We start from the raw sequence: 17740 nt of genomic DNA, 5'->3' as shown, positions 1-17740 counted from the left end.
GCCGTTCGCACGGCGGCGGCTTCATCATGCCGGTGGAAGCTGGCGGAAATCGGCGCTGCTGGGGCGGCCCGGCAAATCGAGGCGGGCCACGGCGCGCGGCGACTCGGCCACGATGCGGCCGCGCCGCATGACCAGCCGCCGCGCCGCGCGTAGCCGGATCGCCTCGATCGGGTCGGCCGCGTCGAGCAGCACCAGGTCGGCATGGCAGCCGGGCTCCAGGCCGTAGCCTTCCAGTCCCAGGATCTTCGCCGGGTTGTCGGTGACGGCGGCGAAGCAGGCGCGCATCGCCTGCTGGCTCGTCATCTGCGCCACGTGCAGGCCCATGTGCGCCACCTCCAGCATGTCGCCGGAACCCATGCCGTACCACGGGTCCATCACGCAGTCGTGGCCGAACGCCACGGTCACGCCGGCGGCCATCAGTTCCGGTACCCGCGTCATGCCGCGCCGCTTCGGGTAGGTGTCGTGCCGGCCCTGCAGCGTGATGTTGATCAGCGGGTTGGCGATGGCCGCCACGCCGGATTCCGCGATCAGCGGCAGCAGCTTGCTCACATAGTAGTTGTCCATCGAGTGCATCGACGTCAGGTGCGAGCCGGCCACGCGGCCGTGCAGCCCGAGGCGATGCGTTTCGGCGGCCAGCGTTTCGATATGGCGCGACAGCGGGTCGTCCGACTCGTCGCAGTGCATGTCCACCATCAGGCCCTGCGCCGCCGCGAATTCGCACAGCAGGCGCACCGATTCCGCGCCGTCGGCCATGGTGCGCTCGAAGTGGGGAATGCCGCCCACCACGTCCACGCCCATCGCGATCGACCGCTTCAGGTTGGCCAGCGCCGTGGGGCTGCGCAGCAGGCCGTCCTGCGGGAATGCCACCAGCTGCATGTCCAGGTACGGCGCGACGCGGCGCTTCACTTCCAGCAGCGCCTCCACGGCCAGCAGCCGGTCGTCGCACACGTCCACGTGGGTGCGGATCGCCAGCAATCCGCGCGCCACCGCCCAGTCGCAATAGCGCATGGCCCGTTCCACCAGCGCTTCCTGGGTCAGTTGCGGCTTGAGTTCGCCCCACAGCGCGATGCCTTCCAGCAGCGTGCCGGTGGCATTTACGCGCGGCAGGCCGTACGACAGGGTAGCGTCCATATGGAAATGGGCATCGACGAACGGCGGCGTGACCAGGTCGCCCCCGGCATCGATCTCGCGCGCGGCGGTGACGGCGAGGCGCGGCGCAACGGCCGCAATGCGGCCATGTTGCACAGCAATATCAATGCCCGTGCGGCCATCGGGCAGCGCGGCGTTGCGAATGACGAATTCCATGAGTGAGCTCCGGCAATGGGTATGGTCGATTGTAGGGATATCGGCGCAAACGGCGCAACAACATGTGCACGGAAGGCGCCGAAATGCATGTTGCAATGCATAAATTACTGAATAAAGAGCGCACAAAGCGCTTTCCAACGCCTTGATACATCGCTAGAATGCATTTATTGCAACGCACAATTCATTGTTCCAAGGAGAGCTCATGTCTTCGATTACCGAACAAATTTCCGCCACCAGCAAGTCGCAGTTAGAAAGCCAGCTCAACTTCCTGAACAGCGTGCTGAAGAACACCGTCGATGTTGCTGGCCAGGTGGTCGCACTGAACCTGAGCACGGCGCGCAACGCCGCCGAACGCAGCGCCATCGCAGCCCGCCAGCTGATCGAAGCGAAGGACCCGCGCGCGGTGCTCGACCTGGCCCGCCCCCTGTCCGCGCTCGAAGGCCTGTTTGCCTACAACCGCGAATTGTTCTCGATCGCCAGCCAGACCCAGCAGGCACTGTTCAGGACGGCCAGCGAGCGCCTGCGCGACGTGCCGGCCAAGGCACTGGTACTGGCTGCGCCCGCTGTGACGCAGGTGACCGAATCGGCCGTCAACGCGGCCGTGGCGGCAACCAATGCGGCAGCCGAAGCCACCCAGGCCGCCGCCGAGGGCGCGGCCGGCACCGCCTCCCAGGCCGCGCATGCGGCGAGCGATGCGGCGCAGGCCGCCACGAGCAGCGCGGTGGAGGCGGCCCGTGCCACCTCCGGCAGCCTGGCGGGCGCGGCGCGCGAGACCACCGAGGAAATCGACGACGCGGCAAACGCAGCCGGCAAGGTGCAGGACGCCGCCGTCGAAGCCAGCGCCAGGGCGGCCAGGGATGCGACCGAGGCGGGTGCCAGGGCCGCGAACGACGCAGCCGAGGCGATCGGCGCCCCCACCGTCGATGCGGTCGAGGCGGCCAGCGACAACATCGCCAAGGCTGCCGAAGCGGCGCCGGCCCCCAAGGACGCGGTCGCGGCGGCAGTCGAACGCGTGACCGGCGCGGCAGCGGAAACCGCGCAAGCCCCGGCGCCGGTCACGGCGTCTTCTGCCCCGCTGTTCGAAACGGAACCTTCGACGCAAAAGGGCGGGCGCGGCAGGGCCGCTTCGAAACCGGCCGCCGAACCCGTGGCCGCGCTGGCCGACAAGTCCGCCCAGGCAAAGTCCGCCCCGGGCCGGTCGCGCAAGTAATTCAGGCCAATGGCCTGAACTACGCCAGGCCGGCCGGTTTGAATCACGCCAGGCCAACCGCCTGAAGCAGGCCCCTGTCGCCTGAAGAACGCCCGGCCACCGGCCGGGCGTTCTGCTTTTTCCGCTCTTCCCCGCACCGCCGCGGCCCGTACCGGACCCGGCCGACGCGCTCTTCTCCCCTGATGTATCCTAGCGACCTTCATTAAGGAATACGTCATGAGTTTATCGAGGCTAATCACGAGCTTCGTGCGTACGCACTGGCGCGCGTACGCGGGCGCCGGCGTGATGCTGGCCCTCGTCGCCGTCATCGGCGTCTGGATTCCCCGCAAGATCGGCCAGATGGTCGATGCGCTGGCCGCCCAGCGCCTGCCCCATACCGAACTGCTGGAAGGCGTCGGCCTGCTGCTGCTGGTGGGCGTGGCCAACTACGGCCTGCGGGTCGCCTGGCGCATCCGCCTGTATTCGACCGCCTACCGGCTCGGCGTGGAACTGCGCACCCGTTTCTACCGGCGCCTGACATTGCAGGGACCGGCGTTCTACCAGAAACAGCGCACCGGCGACCTGATGGCGCTGGCCACCAACGATATCGATTCGATCGAACAGGCCGCCGGCGAGGCGATGCTGGCCGGCTTCGACGGCGCGCTGACGCTGGTGCTGGTGATCGGCATCATGATGCTGGGGGTCGACTGGCGCCTGGCGCTCGTTGCCCTGCTGCCGTTCCCGGTGATGGCCTATGCGTTCTGGCGCATTTCGAGCCAGATCCACACGGCGGCCGCCGATTCCCTGAAACGCTTCTCGGCACTGAACGATCACGTGCAGGAGACGCTGACCGGCGTGCGCACGCTGCGCACCCTCGGCCTGGAACAGCGCAGCGCGGCCACGTTCTCCAGCCTGGCCGGCAAGGCGTCGGACGCGGCCCTGACCGCGCAGCGCTGGGAAGCGGCCTACGAACCGGCGGTGGGCCTGACCCTGACGGCGGCCACCGGCCTGACGCTGGGCCTGGGCGGCTACCTGGTCTGGACCGGCCAGCTGACGATCGGCGCGCTGACCAGCTTTTCGATGTACCTGGGCCAGCTGATCTGGCCGATGTTCGCGGCCGGCTGGGTGCTGTCGCTGCTGGAACGGGGCCGCGCCGCGTGGCAGCGGCTGCAGCCGATGCTCGATGCGCCGCTGTCGATCGACGATCACGGCACCGTGGCGGTACTGCAGCCGGGCGAACTGGCGCTCGACCATCTCACAGTATGCTACCCGGGCCAGGCGGAACCGGCGCTGGCCGACGTGTCGCTGCGCCTGCGCCCCGGGCAGACGCTCGGCCTGGTGGGGCCGACCGGCTCCGGCAAGACCACGCTGCTGCGCGTGCTGCTGCGCCAGCTGGCGCCCCGGTCGGGCAGCGCCCGCTGGAACGGCCATGCGCTGGACGACTACAAGCTCCAGGCGCTGCGCGGCGCGATCAGCTGGGTGCCGCAGGAATCGTTCCTGTTCTCGGCCTCGATCGCCGAGAACATCGCGCTGGCCAAGCCGGACGCCACGCGGGCCGAAGTGGAACACGCGGCCGACCTGGCCGCGATCCACGACGATATCCTGCTGTTCCCGCACCGGTATGAAACCGAGGTGGGCGAGCGCGGCATCACGCTGTCCGGCGGCCAGCGCCAGCGCGTGGCGATCGCCCGCGCGCTGCTGTCCGACAACGACCTGCTGCTGCTGGACGATGCGCTGTCGGCCGTCGATACCGGCACCGAAACGCGCATCCTCGAACACCTGGAAGAACTGCGCCGCGAGCGGCCGGTGCGCAGCGCGATCATCGCCAGCCACCGGCTCTCCGCCGTGGTGGCCGCCGATTGCATCATCGTGCTGCACCATGGCCGCATCGTCGAACAGGGCACGCACGAGGAACTGCTGGCGCGGGATGGCTGGTATGCCAGCCAGTGGCGCTATCAACAACTGGAGGCGAGCCTCGATGCAAGCTGAAACACTGGAAAAGACGCGCGGAGAATCGATGCGGCAGGCGGTCGGCCTGCTGAAGGACGCCGCCGGGCCGGATCGCCACCACCTGGGCTGGGCCGTGCTGTGGCTGGCCCTCGCCGCCGGGCTGGAGGTGCTCGGCCCGCTGCTCGGCAAGCGGCTGATCGACGAACACCTGCTGCCCCGCGCCCTGGACTGGACGTCGATGGCGTTGCTGCTGGGCGGCCTGGTGCTGACCGGTTGCGCCGCTTCCTGGCTGCGCTACCTGCAGCTGCTGCGCCTGTCCGGCCTGGCGATGCGCTCGGTGCAGCGGCTGCGCGAGCGGGTGTACGGCCACGTGCTGCGGCTGCCGATGGCATTCTTCGACCGCGCCATCACCGGCCAGCTGGTATCGCGCGTGACCAACGACACCGAAGCGGTCAAGGGCCTGTATATCCAGGTGCTGTTCGTGATCCTGGACAGCACCATCGTGCTCACCGGTACCATCCTGGCGATGGCATGGCTGGACTGGCGGCTGATGTCGCTCGTGGTCGCGCTGATGCCTTGCGTGCTGCTGATCGTCTGGCTGTACCAGCGGCTCTCCGCCCCGGCCGTGGCCAGGGCGCGCCAGCTGCGCAGCGACATCAACGCCCAGGTGGCCGAATCGATCGGCGGCATGAGCGTGCTGCAGGCGAACAATGCGCAGGCGCGTTTCGCCGAACGGTTCAGCCGCACCAACGAAGACCAGTACACGCAGCGGGTCGCCGAGATCCGCGCCAACGCATGGCTGCTGCGGCCGGCGCTGGACATGCTGAACGTGGTGCTGCTGGCCTCCGTGATCTATCTGTTCGGCCAGCGTGCCGACGGCACCGTGCTCGGCGTGGCCGAGGTGGGCGTGCTGTATGCGTTCATCAGCTACATCGCGCGCGTGATCGAGCCGCTGATCCAGATCACGATGCAGTTCAGCCAGTTGCAGCAGTCGGTGGTGGCCACCGCGCGCGTGGCCGGGCTGCTGGACGAAGCGGGCGCGCCGGAGCATGGCACCGCGAATCCGGGCGACGAAGCGGCGGCCAACGAAGCCGCACCCACGTCCGGCACGCCGGCGATCGACATCCGCCACCTGGACTTTGCCTATATCGGCGACCGCAACGTGCTGCACGACCTGAGCCTGCAAATCCCGCACGGCGCGTTCTACGGCATCGTCGGCCATACGGGCAGCGGCAAGTCGACGCTGCTGTCGCTGCTGCTGCGCTATTATCCGGCGCCGCGCGGCAGCATCCTGATGAACGGCGTGCCGCTGGACGACATCGGCCACGATGCGTTCCGTTCCCGCGTGGGGCTGGTGCCGCAGGATCCGTTTCTGCTGGCCGCCTCGGCGCGCGAAAACATCGACATGGGCCGCAACCTGCCGCTGGCGCGTATCGAGCGGGCAGCGCGCGCCGCGCATGCGCACGACTTCATCATGGCGCTGGAAGACGGCTACGACACGCTGCTGGGCGAAGGCGGGTCGCGCCTGTCGTCCGGCCAGAAGCAGCTGATCGCGATCGCCCGCGCGCTGGCCGGCGAACCGCGCGTGCTGATGCTGGACGAAGCCACGTCGCGCATCGACAGCGCCACCGAGCAGGTGGTGCAGGAGGCGCTGAACGAGCTGCGCGGGCAGGTGACGATCATCGCGATCGCACACCGTCTCTCCACCATCCGGGACGCCGACCGGATCGTGGTGCTCAACCACGGCCGCATCGAGGAAGCGGGCGCGCACGATGCGCTGATGCGGATCGAAGGCGGCCTGTACCAGCGTTTGTACCTGTTGCAGCAACTGGCCGCCTGAGCTCGCCGGCCGCTTGCCGCATGCCTGGTGTTGCATAAAAGCAGCGCCAGGCGCGCAGCGGACGAAAATGCGACGGCGTTGGCGATTCCTTATAGCAACAGGCTTATAATGATCCAGATAACCGCGCGCACCTTATGCAAGGCGCAGTGCAAGGACCCTTACGTGGCTGCCCGACCACCCTTCCCTTCTTCCTCCGTTTTACATGCCTGCCGCCGACTCGCCGCCGCATTGGCGCTGGCGCCCGTGCTCGCGTTCGGCCAGCCGGCTGTCGATGCGGAGCTGGCCGCCACGCGCGAGATGGTGCGCTTCGGCCCGGACGAAGCGTTGCGCCGGCTGCGGGCGATCGAGTCCGAGGCGCGCGGCGGCGGCGTGGCCACCCGCGCCGAATTCCTGTCGCTGTACAGCAGCGCCACGCGGCGCGCCGGGGATACGAAGGGCGCGCTGGCCGTGGCCGACGAGCTGGTGGCGTACGGCCGGGCGCAGCGCGACGACGGCGCGCTGGCCAAGGGCCTGCTGGCGCGCAGCTATGCGCTGTTCGAAATGGATGACCTGCCTGCCGCGCATGCGGCGGCGTTCGAGGCCGAGCGCCGTGCGCGCGCCACGCGCGACGTGCCGCTGCAGGTGCAGGGAATCGTCACGGCCGGCCAGACTTTCCAGGAACAGGGCAACTACCCCATGGCGCTGGCCAGGCTGCAGGCGGCGATCGACCTGGCGCGCACCGTCCGCGGCGACGAGGTGCCGCTGGCCGGCGCGCTCAACGCGCTCGCGCAGCTGTACACGGACATGCACCAGTACGACAAGGGATGGGAAGTGCAGGCGGAGTCGCTTGCCGTGGCCAAGCGGATGCGCTCGCAGGGGCGGCTGGCGATCGCGCTGTCCACCGAGTACGGCCTGGCGATCGAGTCGAAGCAGTACGAGCGGGCGCGCAAGGCGCTGTTCGAAGGGCTGGCCGTGGAACGCAGGCTGGGCGCGCGGCAGATGATCGCCAGCTCGCTCGTCAACCTGGCCGACAGCTACCTGAAGGACCACGACTACCGGCGCGCCGCCGATTTCGCCCGGCAGGCGCTGGCGGCAGGCACCGAGGCGCGCCACCAGAACTCCATCTCGACGGCCCATGTCAACCTGGGCCTGGCCTACCTCGGCATGGGCCGCGTGGCCGAAGGCAAGCGCCAGTTCGAGGCGGGGCTGGCAACCTTCGAAAAGATCGGCGTCAAGCCCGAGCTGCAGGGCGTGCTGGTCGAGTACGGGGCGGCGCTGGAGCGGGCCGGGGATTACGCGGGCGCCGTCGCCGCGTATCACCGCGAACGGCGCATCTCCAACGAAATGTTCGCCGAGCAGCGCCAGAAAGCGGTGCTGGAACTGCAGCAGAAGTACGACACCGAAACCAAGCAGCGCCAGATCGAGGCGCTGCGGCAGGACAACCGCGTGCAAAGCGTCGAACTGGCCAACCGCCGGTTGCAGCAGCGCATCTGGTGGCTGCTGGCGATCGTGTTCGCACTGGCCTCGCTGGTCGTGGGCCTGCTGTACCGCAAGGTGCGGCAGGCCAATGCCAAGCTCGAGGTGAAGAACCTGGAACTGAAGCAGCAGAGCACGCTCGATCCGCTGACATCGCTGTACAACCGCCGCCACTTCCAGGACTTCATGCGCAGCCATGCGCAGGCGGAGCGCCGCCAGCACAACGGCGGCGGCGACGACATCATCGGCGCGCTGTTCCTGCTGGACGTGGACCATTTCAAGCACATCAACGACAGCCATGGCCATGCCGCCGGCGATGCGGTGCTGAAAATGATCGCGGCAAGCCTGCGCGTGGTACTGCGCGAAACGGACATGATCGTGCGCTGGGGCGGCGAGGAATTCCTCGCGTTCCTGCCGGCGGTACCGCGCCGCGGCCTCGATGACGTGGCGCGCCGCATCCTGCACGGCATTTCATCGCAAACGCTGGCGCACGGTGGCAAGACCTTGCAGGTCAATGTGTCGGTGGGGTTCGCGCCCTATCCGCTGGCGCCGGGCGGCACGCCGCTGTCATGGGAGCGCGCGGTCAACCTGGTCGACATGGCGCTGTACATGGCCAAGTCGCACGGGCGCAACCGCGCGTACGGCTTGCGCGGCTTCGCCAACCTGGAGCGGACGACGCTGGAAGCGATCGAGCAGGATCTCGAGGGCGCGTGGCGCAACGGCTTCGTGGACCTGGTCGTGGTGCCGGGCGAGGCCCCGGAAGCGACGGAAATCCCGGCGGCGGCCGCGAAAACCGGCAGTTGATGCGCTGGCGGATGGGCCGGGCCGCCGGCGGGCGGTCTTGGGAATGGGCCAGCCGCGCCGCGGCGTTACTTCGACTTGCCTTTTTCCTCATCCTCCCGCCGCGCCGCCTCCGCGCTGGCCTGCACCTTCTCGCCGGCCCGTTCGAGCTTCTCGCCCACGACTTCAGCCGCCTTGTTCAGCCCCTCGCCGGCCTTTTCCGCCGCCTGGTCCAGCTCGCGGCCCGTTTCCTTGGCCGCCTGCTGGAAATCCTCGCGCGCCTTGTCGAGATGCACGACCGCCTTTTCGGTGGCCTGGTCGAGCTCCTTGCCGGCGCGCTCGGCCGGGCCATCGACCCGGCGGTCGTCTTCCTTGTGGCATCCCGCCAGCGCCAGCAGCAGCGCCAGCGAACCTGCCGTCAACAATCGTGATGGTCGTTGCATGGTGTCCTCCTTGCACGAAGCTTAACAAATTTCACCTCGATGCCGCCGTACGGCTGCCCGTGCAGCGAGTGCCGGGATCGTTGATCCCGCGCAGCTCCGCCCATGGGGAGCGGAGGCTTACTCGCAGCGCTGGCCCACCCATTCACGGCCGGCCTGCACGCAGGCATGCTGTTCGCGCTCCAGGCGGGCGGCCCTGTCGCGCAGCGCGGCGCAGTCGCTGCCGCCGGCCGCGGCACACTGGCCGGCAAGGCCGATCGCGCTGCGGTAGTTGCCTTGCGCAAGTTCGCGTTCCGCTCCCGCCTGCAGGCGCCGGGCTTCGGCGCTGTTCGGTGTCACTCCCGCCGTTGCGACCCGCGGAGGCGTGGCGGACAGCGGCGGCGGATAGCCGCCCGGGTTGGCGGGGTTGGCCGTTGGCGACGCGCCCCCCTCCACGGCGCCCTCCAGCAATGTGGATTCCAGCATGCGCGACAGCGATTCCCGCAGCGCCTCGACGCGTGGCCGGGTTTCCGGCCGGTTCAGCTTTTCGGCCGCGTTCAGCCTGGCTTCCACGCACGCGCGGTCTTTCCTGGCCAGGCAGGCGTTGGCGTCGTCCAGCAGCTTTTCGGCGCGGCGCACGTCGATGCGGTCACGCCATTCGCGGGTCTGTTCGTCGTCGTTCCAGCGCTTGACGAAGGCGGACAGCCGCGTTGAAGCCTTATCGGGCGCGCCGGCGGCCATCGCCGCCTCCAGCGCGGCCTGCGTGTCGGTCCATGCCTTGGCGCGCTGGCTTTTCTTCTCGCAGGCCGGCGCGGTGGCGGCGATCGCCTTTTGCAGGCGCGCCAGCTGGGCGGCATCGGCTTTGTCGCCGCGCAGTTCCTTCAACGCGGCGCGCGCATCGCCCATGCGGCACTCCTCCGTCAATGCGATGGCGTCATCGACCTTGTCGCGCCACTGTTTCGACGGATCGCCCGGCTTGACCAGGAACCACACCGCCAGCAGCAACAGCGCGACGAAAAACCACGTGCCCTTGCCGACCGGCTTGCGCACGGGCGGCAGCGACGGCCCGGCACCGCTGCCGGCGCCGCCAGGCGGGCGCGGTACGCCGGCCGCCGGCTGCGGCTGCTGGTGGCGCGGTGGCTGCGTGGGGCCGGGGCGCGATGCCGCCGCGGCTGGCGCAGCAGCCGCGGCCGATGCCGTGGCGGCAGGCCGGACCGGTGGCGCGGGAGAAGCCGCCGGGGGCGGTGCGACGGGGGGCGCAGCCGGTGCCGGCGGTGCAACAGGTGGCGAAGCCGGTGCCGGCGCGGCGGCGGCCGGCCGTGCAGCCGCGGCCGCCTGCCCGGTGCCGCACCAGGGGCAGAACCGCACGGCGCGCGGGAATGCGCGGCCGCACGCGGCATTGATGCAGCGAAAATTGCTGGAAAATTCTGACGTCACCGCTTACTCCGGATCTGGAATGTCATCCGAGGGATCGGGGATCGCCGCCGCGAACAGCGGCGCCAGTTCCGCTACCGCCCCGGCCGGCTGCCAACCGTCCACGTGCGGCACCCAGCGCATGTTCCACACCTTGGTGGCGGCGCCCACTTCGCCGAGCGCGATGCGCTGGGCCAGCTCGGCCACCGTGTACGGCCCTTGCTGCGTCTTGTTGACGAACACCTTGAACAGCGCCGGCACGCCGGCAGCGGGTGCGACGAGGGCCGCACCGCCGGCGAAAGCGCTTCCCGCGCCGATGGCGCCAGCCGGGGTCTTGCCCAGCGTCGGGCCGCCATCGAGCAGCGCTTTCGCCGCGGCTTCGCCGTTCAGGAATTGCGCGTGCGGCACGCGCTTGTCCACGCTCTGCTGCACTTCCCATGCATATGCATCGGAAGCCGATCCCGGCACCGGCTCGCTCCACTGCGGCAGCAACTCCAGCGCACGGTCCAGCGCATGATGCGGCGACGCCGCCAGCGCCGGTTCGGCCGCCAGCGCGCGGCGCAGCCATTCGTCGTGCAGCCGCTTGGCCGTGATGTTCGGCAGCGACGGTGACGGCAGTTCGGCGCCGGTTTCATCCACTTCCAGGCGCGGCTGGTAGACGCGCTGCTGGTAATGGCGCATCAGCGCCGCCAGCAGCAGGAACTGGTGCGGTCCCAGCCGGGCCAGGCGCTGCTGCACGGTGGCGATGATCTGCTCGCGGTAATACGACGGCAGCCCGTTCGAGCGCACCGCGTACTCGTTGCCCACCTGCAGCCATTCGCCGGAGCCCTGCTCCACTTCGTACAGGTACTGGCCGCGCGGCTGGAACGACGCCTCGCGGTCGGCCAGGTCGGCCTTGCGCTTCAGCACGCCGAGCGCGACCGCCTGCAGGAACCATTCGTAATCGTCGGCCAGCCGGTTCAGTTCATCCATGCCGGGCGCGATCGGGTGGCGGAAGCGCGTCGCGTCGAAATGCAGGTGCGTGGGGATCTTCGGGTTCTCGATCTGGTAGGAGGTGCGCCACGTGGGAAGCCCGCGCAGCACCGTCATCGGGAACCCGGACAGTTCGATGTAGCATACCGCCCGGCCCTTGACGCCCGTGTTGACGATATTGACCAGTTCGCCGTGGAAGTAGCCGGTGGGCGCGGCGGCGCGGATTTCGGCTTCCAGCCGCTTCCACGCGTTGACATCGCCCACGCCGACGAAACACTTGAACTGGTCGGCGCGCGGCGTGAACTCGGCCGAAAAGCGCGCGTTCACCCACGGCATCGCGCTCTTGAGCCACTCGCCGAACACGCGCTGCCGCTCCTGCACCGACATCGCCAGCAGCCGCTCCAGCAGCGGATCGACAGGTTCCGTCCCCGCTTCTTCCGTGGACAGCTGCGTCTGTGCGCGCCGGAACAGTTTCAGCAGCAGCGAGGAGCGCAGCTTCTCGTCGCCCAGCTGCGGGAACAGCCGCGCCGAGCCGCCGAATTCGAGCAGCACTTCCTCGCTCCACGCCGACACGTCGCCGGTCAGCTTCACCGGCGGCGGCGCGTCCCCGTTCGCCAGCTTCATGTAGGTGGCATGCTCGTGCTGCGCATCGGCGCGCAGCTGCGCCACGCGCTGGTCGACGGCGCCCAGCATCGCTTCCACGCAGCGCCGCCCTTCCTGGAACTCGCCGGCGATGCCGGACCAGACGGCCTGCCCCTTCTCGTCGACCGACAGCGGCTCGCCCAGCCAGCCTGAAACCTGCCGGAGCACTTCGGCGGACTGCCCGGCGGTGACGGACAACAGGTGAAAACGCAGGTAGTCGGCGATATCGCGTTTCAGGTGCACGATCACTTCGCGCGCCTGCGCGCCGGCGTTGATCCACTTGCCGGCCGCCTGCGAGAGATTGTTCAGCGACTCTTCGACCTGCCGGGTGCGCAGCGCATCGCGCATCTCGCGGTAGCGGCGCTCGTTGTGCTCCATGCGCGGAATGTCGCGCTGGGCCACGCGGGCCTTGATCTGCTCCAGCAGCGACAGCACGAACTCCAGGCCGCCCTGGCGGCGGTCGTCCAGCAAGCCGTACAGCCGCTCGCGGATGCGGCCCTTCAGCCGCATCACCAGTTCCTGGGTGTGGCGCTTGAGCCGGTCCTCGCTGGTCTCGGCGGTGGCCCCGGCCTCGCGGATCGCGTCGCGCTCCAGCTGCGGCAGCAGCTCGGCGATCTTGGCGCGCCATTCCTTCAGGTCGTAGCCGCCGGTGATGCGGTCGATTTCCGTCTGCACCTTCGATTCCACCCGTTCCAGCAGCGAGCGCTGGTCCTTGTCCATCAGCAGCTGGTCGGTCAGCGCGTATTCCTGGAACGGCGTCACCTCCACCGTGCCCTTCTTGAAATCGGGGAATTCGTCGAACGGGCGCTCTGCCAGCCACATCTGCTCGCGCATGAACACGTCGCGCTCGCCGTCGCCGGCGCGGCGCGCCGGAGCGCCGTCGGTGCCAATGATGCCGAAGAACGCCTTCACCATCAGGGCCGCCAGTTCGTAAGCGCGGATGTCCTCGCGCAGGCCCTGCTGCGTATCGAGCACCGACTGGCCGAACGCCGAATAGGCTTTCGAGTACGACAGGCGCATGTCGCCAAAGCGCCCTTCCGGCACCTTCGGGTTGAACGGCCCCAGCTTGTGCTGCTGCTGGTTCACGGCGACCGAGCGCTTGCGGTTGGCGAAATCGGCGGAGGCGAAATCCTCGAACAGTGAGTCGGCCACCATCTGGTACGCATCCTTCACGTCCTGGGTGGCCTTGTTCGCCAGGTTGGCCGTATCGACGAAATACACGTCGTCGTACGGCGCGCCGCGGCCGACCAGGCTGTCCGGGTCGGCCCAGCGCACCTGCGCGTTCATGTCGCGCATCGCCGTTTCCATTTCCATCAGCGTGGCATAGGCATTGGCCTCGGTGCGCTCCTTGTTGGCGTGCGCATACCCGGTGGGCATGAACATCACCAGGTCGACCTGGCTGTCCGCCACTTCCTGCCGCGCGATGGCCTTGGCCAGCCAGCCCAGGTCGAGCGCGGTGCCGGCACCGGTGCCGCCCGCGTTCGACGCGATGACGACGATACGGAACTTCGACGTGTCGACCTGCAGGCCGAGGCGCTGGTAATTGTCCTTGCGCTCGATGCCCGCGTTCGAGGCGAGGAAGTTCAGCGCGCCCTTGATGCGGCCGCGCAGTTTCGGATACTTGTCGAACAGGTACAGCCGCGCCACGGCGCGGATCTGGCCCGCGCCCAGCGATGGATCGATGCCCAGCGAACGCAGCTTCTTCGGCCGCAGCGGCATCCAGCTTTCGATCAGCGGAAAGCGCGCCAGGCTGTCGTCGGATTCATGGTACTGCTGCAGGTCGATCGGCTCGACCAGTCTCTCTTCATCGCCCAGCTTGACCAGTTCGTACCACGGGTCGGTGCGCTGCGACTTGCCCTCGTCGATGACGGCGCCGCTGTCCAGGTCGATGTGCAGGAAGCGCGCGACGGGGAATTCGCCGATCGACTCGACCCGCGCCGGGTGGTGCCGGTTCCACACGGCCGACAGGATGCGGCGCCGGATCCGCATCATCACTTCCATGCCGGTGCCGCCGGCGCCGATGAACAGCGTCGGCCGCAGGTCGACCTTCAGTTCGGTCTTCTTTCCGATCGGGTCCACGGCCTACCTCCGGCCGGTGAACAGCGCGCCGCCGATGGCGGCGATGCCGAACACGAGCAGCGTGCCGGTGATGGCCACGTTCAGGAACTTGGTCGAATTGACGAAGCCCAGCACCACGGCGGCCGACAGGAACGCCAGCCCGAAGAACAGCAGCCAGCCGGCCGTGTCGGCCGACGAAGGCGCCACGCGGCGGCGCACCAGGTGGTTGGCGAACGCGTTGCGGGCAAAGAAGAAGATCACCAGCAGGAACAGGAACACGGCGCCGCCGATCGCGATATCGCGCGTGGAGGTGTCGGTGGCCGGCACCTGCCCTTCCGGCGCGACCTCGATGCCGGCGCTGTTACCGGTTCCTGTGCCGCTGGCGGTGCCGGTAGCGGTGCCCGTGCCGGAAGGCGGCGTGGTGGACAGCGTGCCGTCGCCGGCCGGCGGTTGCACGGGTTTGTCTTCCGGGATCCGGAAACCGGGATCGCGCTGGGATTCGGTGGCTTGCATGGTTATCCTTTGATTCTTGTCTGCGACATTATTTGCGACCTGATTTGCGACCTGATTTGCGACCTCATTTGCCGAGGCGCACGCTGGCGCCTTCGTGCACGTTCGCCAGCTGGTGCCCGAACAGCGTGGTGCGCAGCTCCGCGACCTGGTCGCCGGCGGCATTGTAAAGCGGGGTCTTCGCGCCGGCCCTGGTGCGCAGCGTGCGCTGTTCGCCGTCGACGGTAACGAGCACCTTGCGGCCGCGCGTTGCCGCCACCAGCAGCGCGCCGCCCGTCGCCAGCAGCGCGAACAGGCCGCCGATCGCTGCCAGCAGCGGACCGGAGCCGTATCGCAGCCGCACCTCGACCGGCAGCACGGCACGCGAGTGCTGTATCTCGGCCGGCGGTGTGAAGATATCCGGCAGCGGGTCGCCGGGGAACAGCTCGGCCATCCGTTCGCGGAACGCCTGCGACAGTTCCAGCCGCTGGTTGGCCAGCCGTACCTCGATCCGGCCCGGCAGCACCTGCGCCGAGCCGGCCGTCGACAGCGCCGCCAGCGACCATTTGCCGGGCAGGTTCGCCACGGGAAGGCCCAGCGACGATGCCAGCGGCTGCGGCCTGCCCGGCGCCAGGTTGCGCACCGCGTCCGGGCTCAACGCCACCGGCTTCATTTCGCCGGCCAGCGCGGCCTGCGCGGTGATGTCGGCCTGCTTGATCGTGTACGGGTACATCGCGTTTTCCAGCCGCCACGTGATGCGCGCATTGCCGGATGCGGGCGTGTCCGCATCGAGTTCGGCGCGCAGCCGGCCGCCTGGCAGCACCGTGTAGCGCACGCCGGGCGTGTTTTCCACGCGCGCCGGCACGAGCCGCACGGTATCCTGGTCCAGCGGCTTGAGGCGCGCGGGCGTTTCGGTGATCACCTGTTTCAGCCGGCCGCCCGCCAGCAGCGCATCGAGCTCGCGCACGCCCTGCTCCTGCACCGCGAACACGTAGACCATCAGGCCGCCGGCGCGGTATTGCGCGCCCTGCACCGGCATCTTCAGCGGAAACGCCAGCGCCTTGCGGATCGCCTTCCCCTCATGGATCAGCTGGTAGAACTCGCGGTTGCGGCGCGCCGTGGCCTGGTCGTTGTTCGGGCTGTTGCGGTTGTTCGTGAACAGCCACACCAGGCCCGGCTTGCCGGCCAGCGCGCCGTCGATGGCGGTGCCGACCGCTTCGCCCAGATCCGTGTCGGCCATTGCCTTGCCACCCGGCTTGCGGCCCACCTGCAGCGGATCGAGCACGCCGCGCAGTTTTTCGCGGTCCGGCTTGCCTTTTTGCGCCAGCAGCGCGTGCGGCGACGGCGCACCGGGCACGCCCTGGTTGAACGAAGCCAGCACCAGCGCATCGCCGGGCTGCATCGCGGCCTGCACCACTTCCGTCACCAGCGCCTTGTAGGGCGATTGCGGGTCCGTGTAGAACGGCTCCATCCAGCCGGAATTCTGCACCAGGAAGACATGCGATGCCGCCTGCGCCGCGAAGGCGGACAATGCGCCGGCGAGCAGGAGTGCAAGCCGCCGCGATGACACCGGCCGCCAGCGCGTCACGCCAGGCCCTCCAGGCGCCAGCCGCGGATCTCGTTCCATGACGGGTGATGCAGCCACAGGCTGCCGTCGCAGACGAACGGCACGCACTCGCCGGGGTTCTTCAACCGGGCGATTTCATCGAGGATCACGTTGTGGCGGCCGATCCATTCGACGAACGTGCGAGGCAGCACCTCGCCGGCCAGCGCGGCTTCGGCGCGGCCGGTAAAGCCGGGAAAGCGCAGCACCAGGCCGGACGGCTGGCCGCGCGTGGCCGACACCGCTTCGAGCAGCGGCAGCACGAGCGCATCGCCGCGCGCCTGGTCTTCCACATCCTCGTCCGACCAGGGATCGTCCTTGACCTGGTGGCCGCGGCGGAACAGCAGCGTGCCGAAGCCCAGCCGCGCGCCGTCGATCTGCTCGACCTGCGGCGTGCCGAGTCCCGCCTCATCGCCCAGCGCGCGGAACGAATAGCCGGCGCCATCGTTCCCGATCAGCCACAGGCGGCCATCGCGGCTGCGCACCGGGCCGCCGAACTGCAGGCGCGGCATCCATGGGAACGGCCACGGCAGCCAGCGCGCCGGCTGGCCGGGGCGCCACAGCAACTGGCCTTCGTCGTGCAGCCAGTGCAGGCGGCCGTCATAGCTGAACGGGCGCGACCAGCCCGATGCCGGCACCGGCACGGCCGGGTCGGGGGACACGATGTCCAGCACTTCGGGATCGGCACCGTCGGCGCCGGCGGTCCACAGGCGCACGCCCTCCGGCGCCACGAACGGGCAGGCCATGCGGCGGCCGACGGCTCCCGGGCTGGCGGCCAGCCGTGCCTGGAACACGGGTTCGGTGCGCCAGCTTTCCGCAAGCGGGTTCAGGATCAGGCGGAACAGGCCCTGCGCCGTGGGCACCAGGCCGAACTCGCCGCGCCGCGCCGCATCGGCCGGCGGCAGCCATGCATAGGCCGAGATGGCGAAGTGCAGGTCGGCGGAGCCGTCGTCGGCGGTGAACACGTGCCAGCGGTTGCCGGGCGGGTCCCAGTACTGCACCACGTTGCGGGTATACGCCAGCGCGATGAGGCGCTGGGCGGCAAAGCCGAAATCGGCGGCGGCAAACACGCAGAGGGAATTGGGCGGTGCGGGCATGCGCAGGTCTGCGCGGCCCACGAACGGTTCGGGCTCGCGCCCCTCGAGTGCTTCGCCCAGCGGCAGCGCCGTTTGCGGCAGGCCGTGCGGCACGTGGCGCGGCAGCGGCGCCGCGCCGGGCGGCAGCGAGCCCGTGGCCGGTCCCCACCACGCCGTCTCCGGCGCGGGCGCGGCGGCATGCACCGGTGCGCCGCACTCGGGGCAAAACGCAAAACCCTGGGGGAAGATCGCCGCGTGCGCGCACGTGGCGGGCAGCGCCGCGCCCACCAGCTGCGCCACGTCCGTCAGCCGGCCGCGCGCCAGCTCCCAGTCGATCCGTGGCACACCCTGCACCGCCTCGAGCACGAACCGTGTGGACGAGGCTGCGTCCTCACGCCACACGCTGTCCCCGGCCCGCCACCATTCATCCATCGATCCCCCATCCGCCATTGCAATCTGTTGCGTCAATCATAACGCATATGCTTCATGTTATACGGCGCGGCAGGACGCCAAAACAAACGCCCCGCACGAAGGCGGGGCGTTGATCGG

11 protein-coding genes are annotated in these 17740 nt (G+C 69.2%); 4 read left to right on the top strand and 7 right to left on the bottom strand.

Annotation, left to right across the window (positions count from 1 at the left end; genetic code table 11):
* Positions 1–24 precede the first annotated feature (24 nt).
* A complete protein-coding gene (locus GJV26_RS19075; RefSeq protein ID WP_155710288.1) occupies positions 25–1305 on the bottom strand; it encodes an amidohydrolase family protein in 1281 nt (426 codons plus the stop codon).
* A 202-nt stretch (positions 1306–1507) separates the two neighbouring features.
* On the opposite strand from GJV26_RS19075, the gene GJV26_RS19070 reads away from it, so the two are divergent.
* From GJV26_RS19070 to GJV26_RS19055, 4 genes are all read left to right on the top strand, one after another.
* Positions 1508–2515: a phasin family protein gene (locus tag GJV26_RS19070; RefSeq protein ID WP_155710286.1), complete on the top strand. Its 1008-nt coding sequence runs from the start codon at positions 1508–1510 to the stop codon at positions 2513–2515.
* A gap of 216 nt (positions 2516–2731) precedes the next feature.
* Complete coding sequence (locus GJV26_RS19065; protein ID WP_155710284.1) at positions 2732–4483, top strand: ABC transporter ATP-binding protein; 1752 nt, start codon at positions 2732–2734, stop codon at positions 4481–4483.
* Entirely contained in the window at positions 4473–6284 is a 1812-nt protein-coding gene (locus GJV26_RS19060; protein ID WP_155710282.1) for an ABC transporter ATP-binding protein, read from the top strand. The genes GJV26_RS19065 and GJV26_RS19060 overlap by 11 nt, the downstream gene beginning before the upstream one ends.
* A gap of 162 nt (positions 6285–6446) precedes the next feature.
* Positions 6447–8543, top strand: coding sequence for a tetratricopeptide repeat-containing diguanylate cyclase (locus tag GJV26_RS19055; protein ID WP_308807670.1), 2097 nt, complete (start codon positions 6447–6449; stop codon positions 8541–8543).
* A 65-nt stretch (positions 8544–8608) separates the two neighbouring features.
* Here the strand turns inward: GJV26_RS19055 and GJV26_RS19050 are convergent, their stop codons facing one another.
* The 6 genes from GJV26_RS19050 to GJV26_RS19025 all read right to left on the bottom strand — a co-directional run bounded on the left by GJV26_RS19050 (position 8609) and on the right by GJV26_RS19025 (position 17641).
* Positions 8609–8962, bottom strand: coding sequence for an apolipophorin (locus tag GJV26_RS19050; RefSeq protein ID WP_155710280.1), 354 nt, complete (start codon positions 8960–8962; stop codon positions 8609–8611).
* A 117-nt stretch (positions 8963–9079) separates the two neighbouring features.
* Positions 9080–10375 carry a hypothetical protein gene (locus tag GJV26_RS29950; RefSeq protein ID WP_216643145.1) on the bottom strand — a complete coding sequence of 432 codons (1296 nt, stop codon included), beginning with the start codon at positions 10373–10375 and terminating at the stop codon, positions 9080–9082.
* A 3-nt stretch (positions 10376–10378) separates the two neighbouring features.
* A complete protein-coding gene (locus tag GJV26_RS19040) occupies positions 10379–14044 on the bottom strand; it encodes a tubulin-like doman-containing protein (protein WP_229428006.1) in 3666 nt (1221 codons plus the stop codon).
* Between the two features lie 3 nt (positions 14045–14047).
* Complete coding sequence (locus tag GJV26_RS19035) at positions 14048–14536, bottom strand: hypothetical protein (protein WP_155710278.1); 489 nt, start codon at positions 14534–14536, stop codon at positions 14048–14050.
* A gap of 64 nt (positions 14537–14600) precedes the next feature.
* Positions 14601–16139 carry a hypothetical protein gene (locus GJV26_RS19030; RefSeq protein WP_155710277.1) on the bottom strand — a complete coding sequence of 513 codons (1539 nt, stop codon included), beginning with the start codon at positions 16137–16139 and terminating at the stop codon, positions 14601–14603.
* Positions 16097–17641 (bottom strand): hypothetical protein, encoded by a 1545-nt coding sequence (locus GJV26_RS19025; RefSeq protein WP_229419356.1) that lies wholly within the window; start codon positions 17639–17641, stop codon positions 16097–16099. Before GJV26_RS19025 ends, GJV26_RS19030 begins: the two co-directional genes overlap by 43 nt.
* Positions 17642–17740: the final 99 nt, after the last annotated feature.

The sequence above is a fragment of the Pseudoduganella dura genome (genome assembly GCF_009727155.1).
Classification (GTDB): Bacteria; Pseudomonadota; Gammaproteobacteria; order Burkholderiales; family Burkholderiaceae_D; genus Rugamonas; species Rugamonas dura.
Note: the sequence above shows the minus strand (reverse complement) of the source record. Positions and strands in the feature narration are given on the sequence as shown.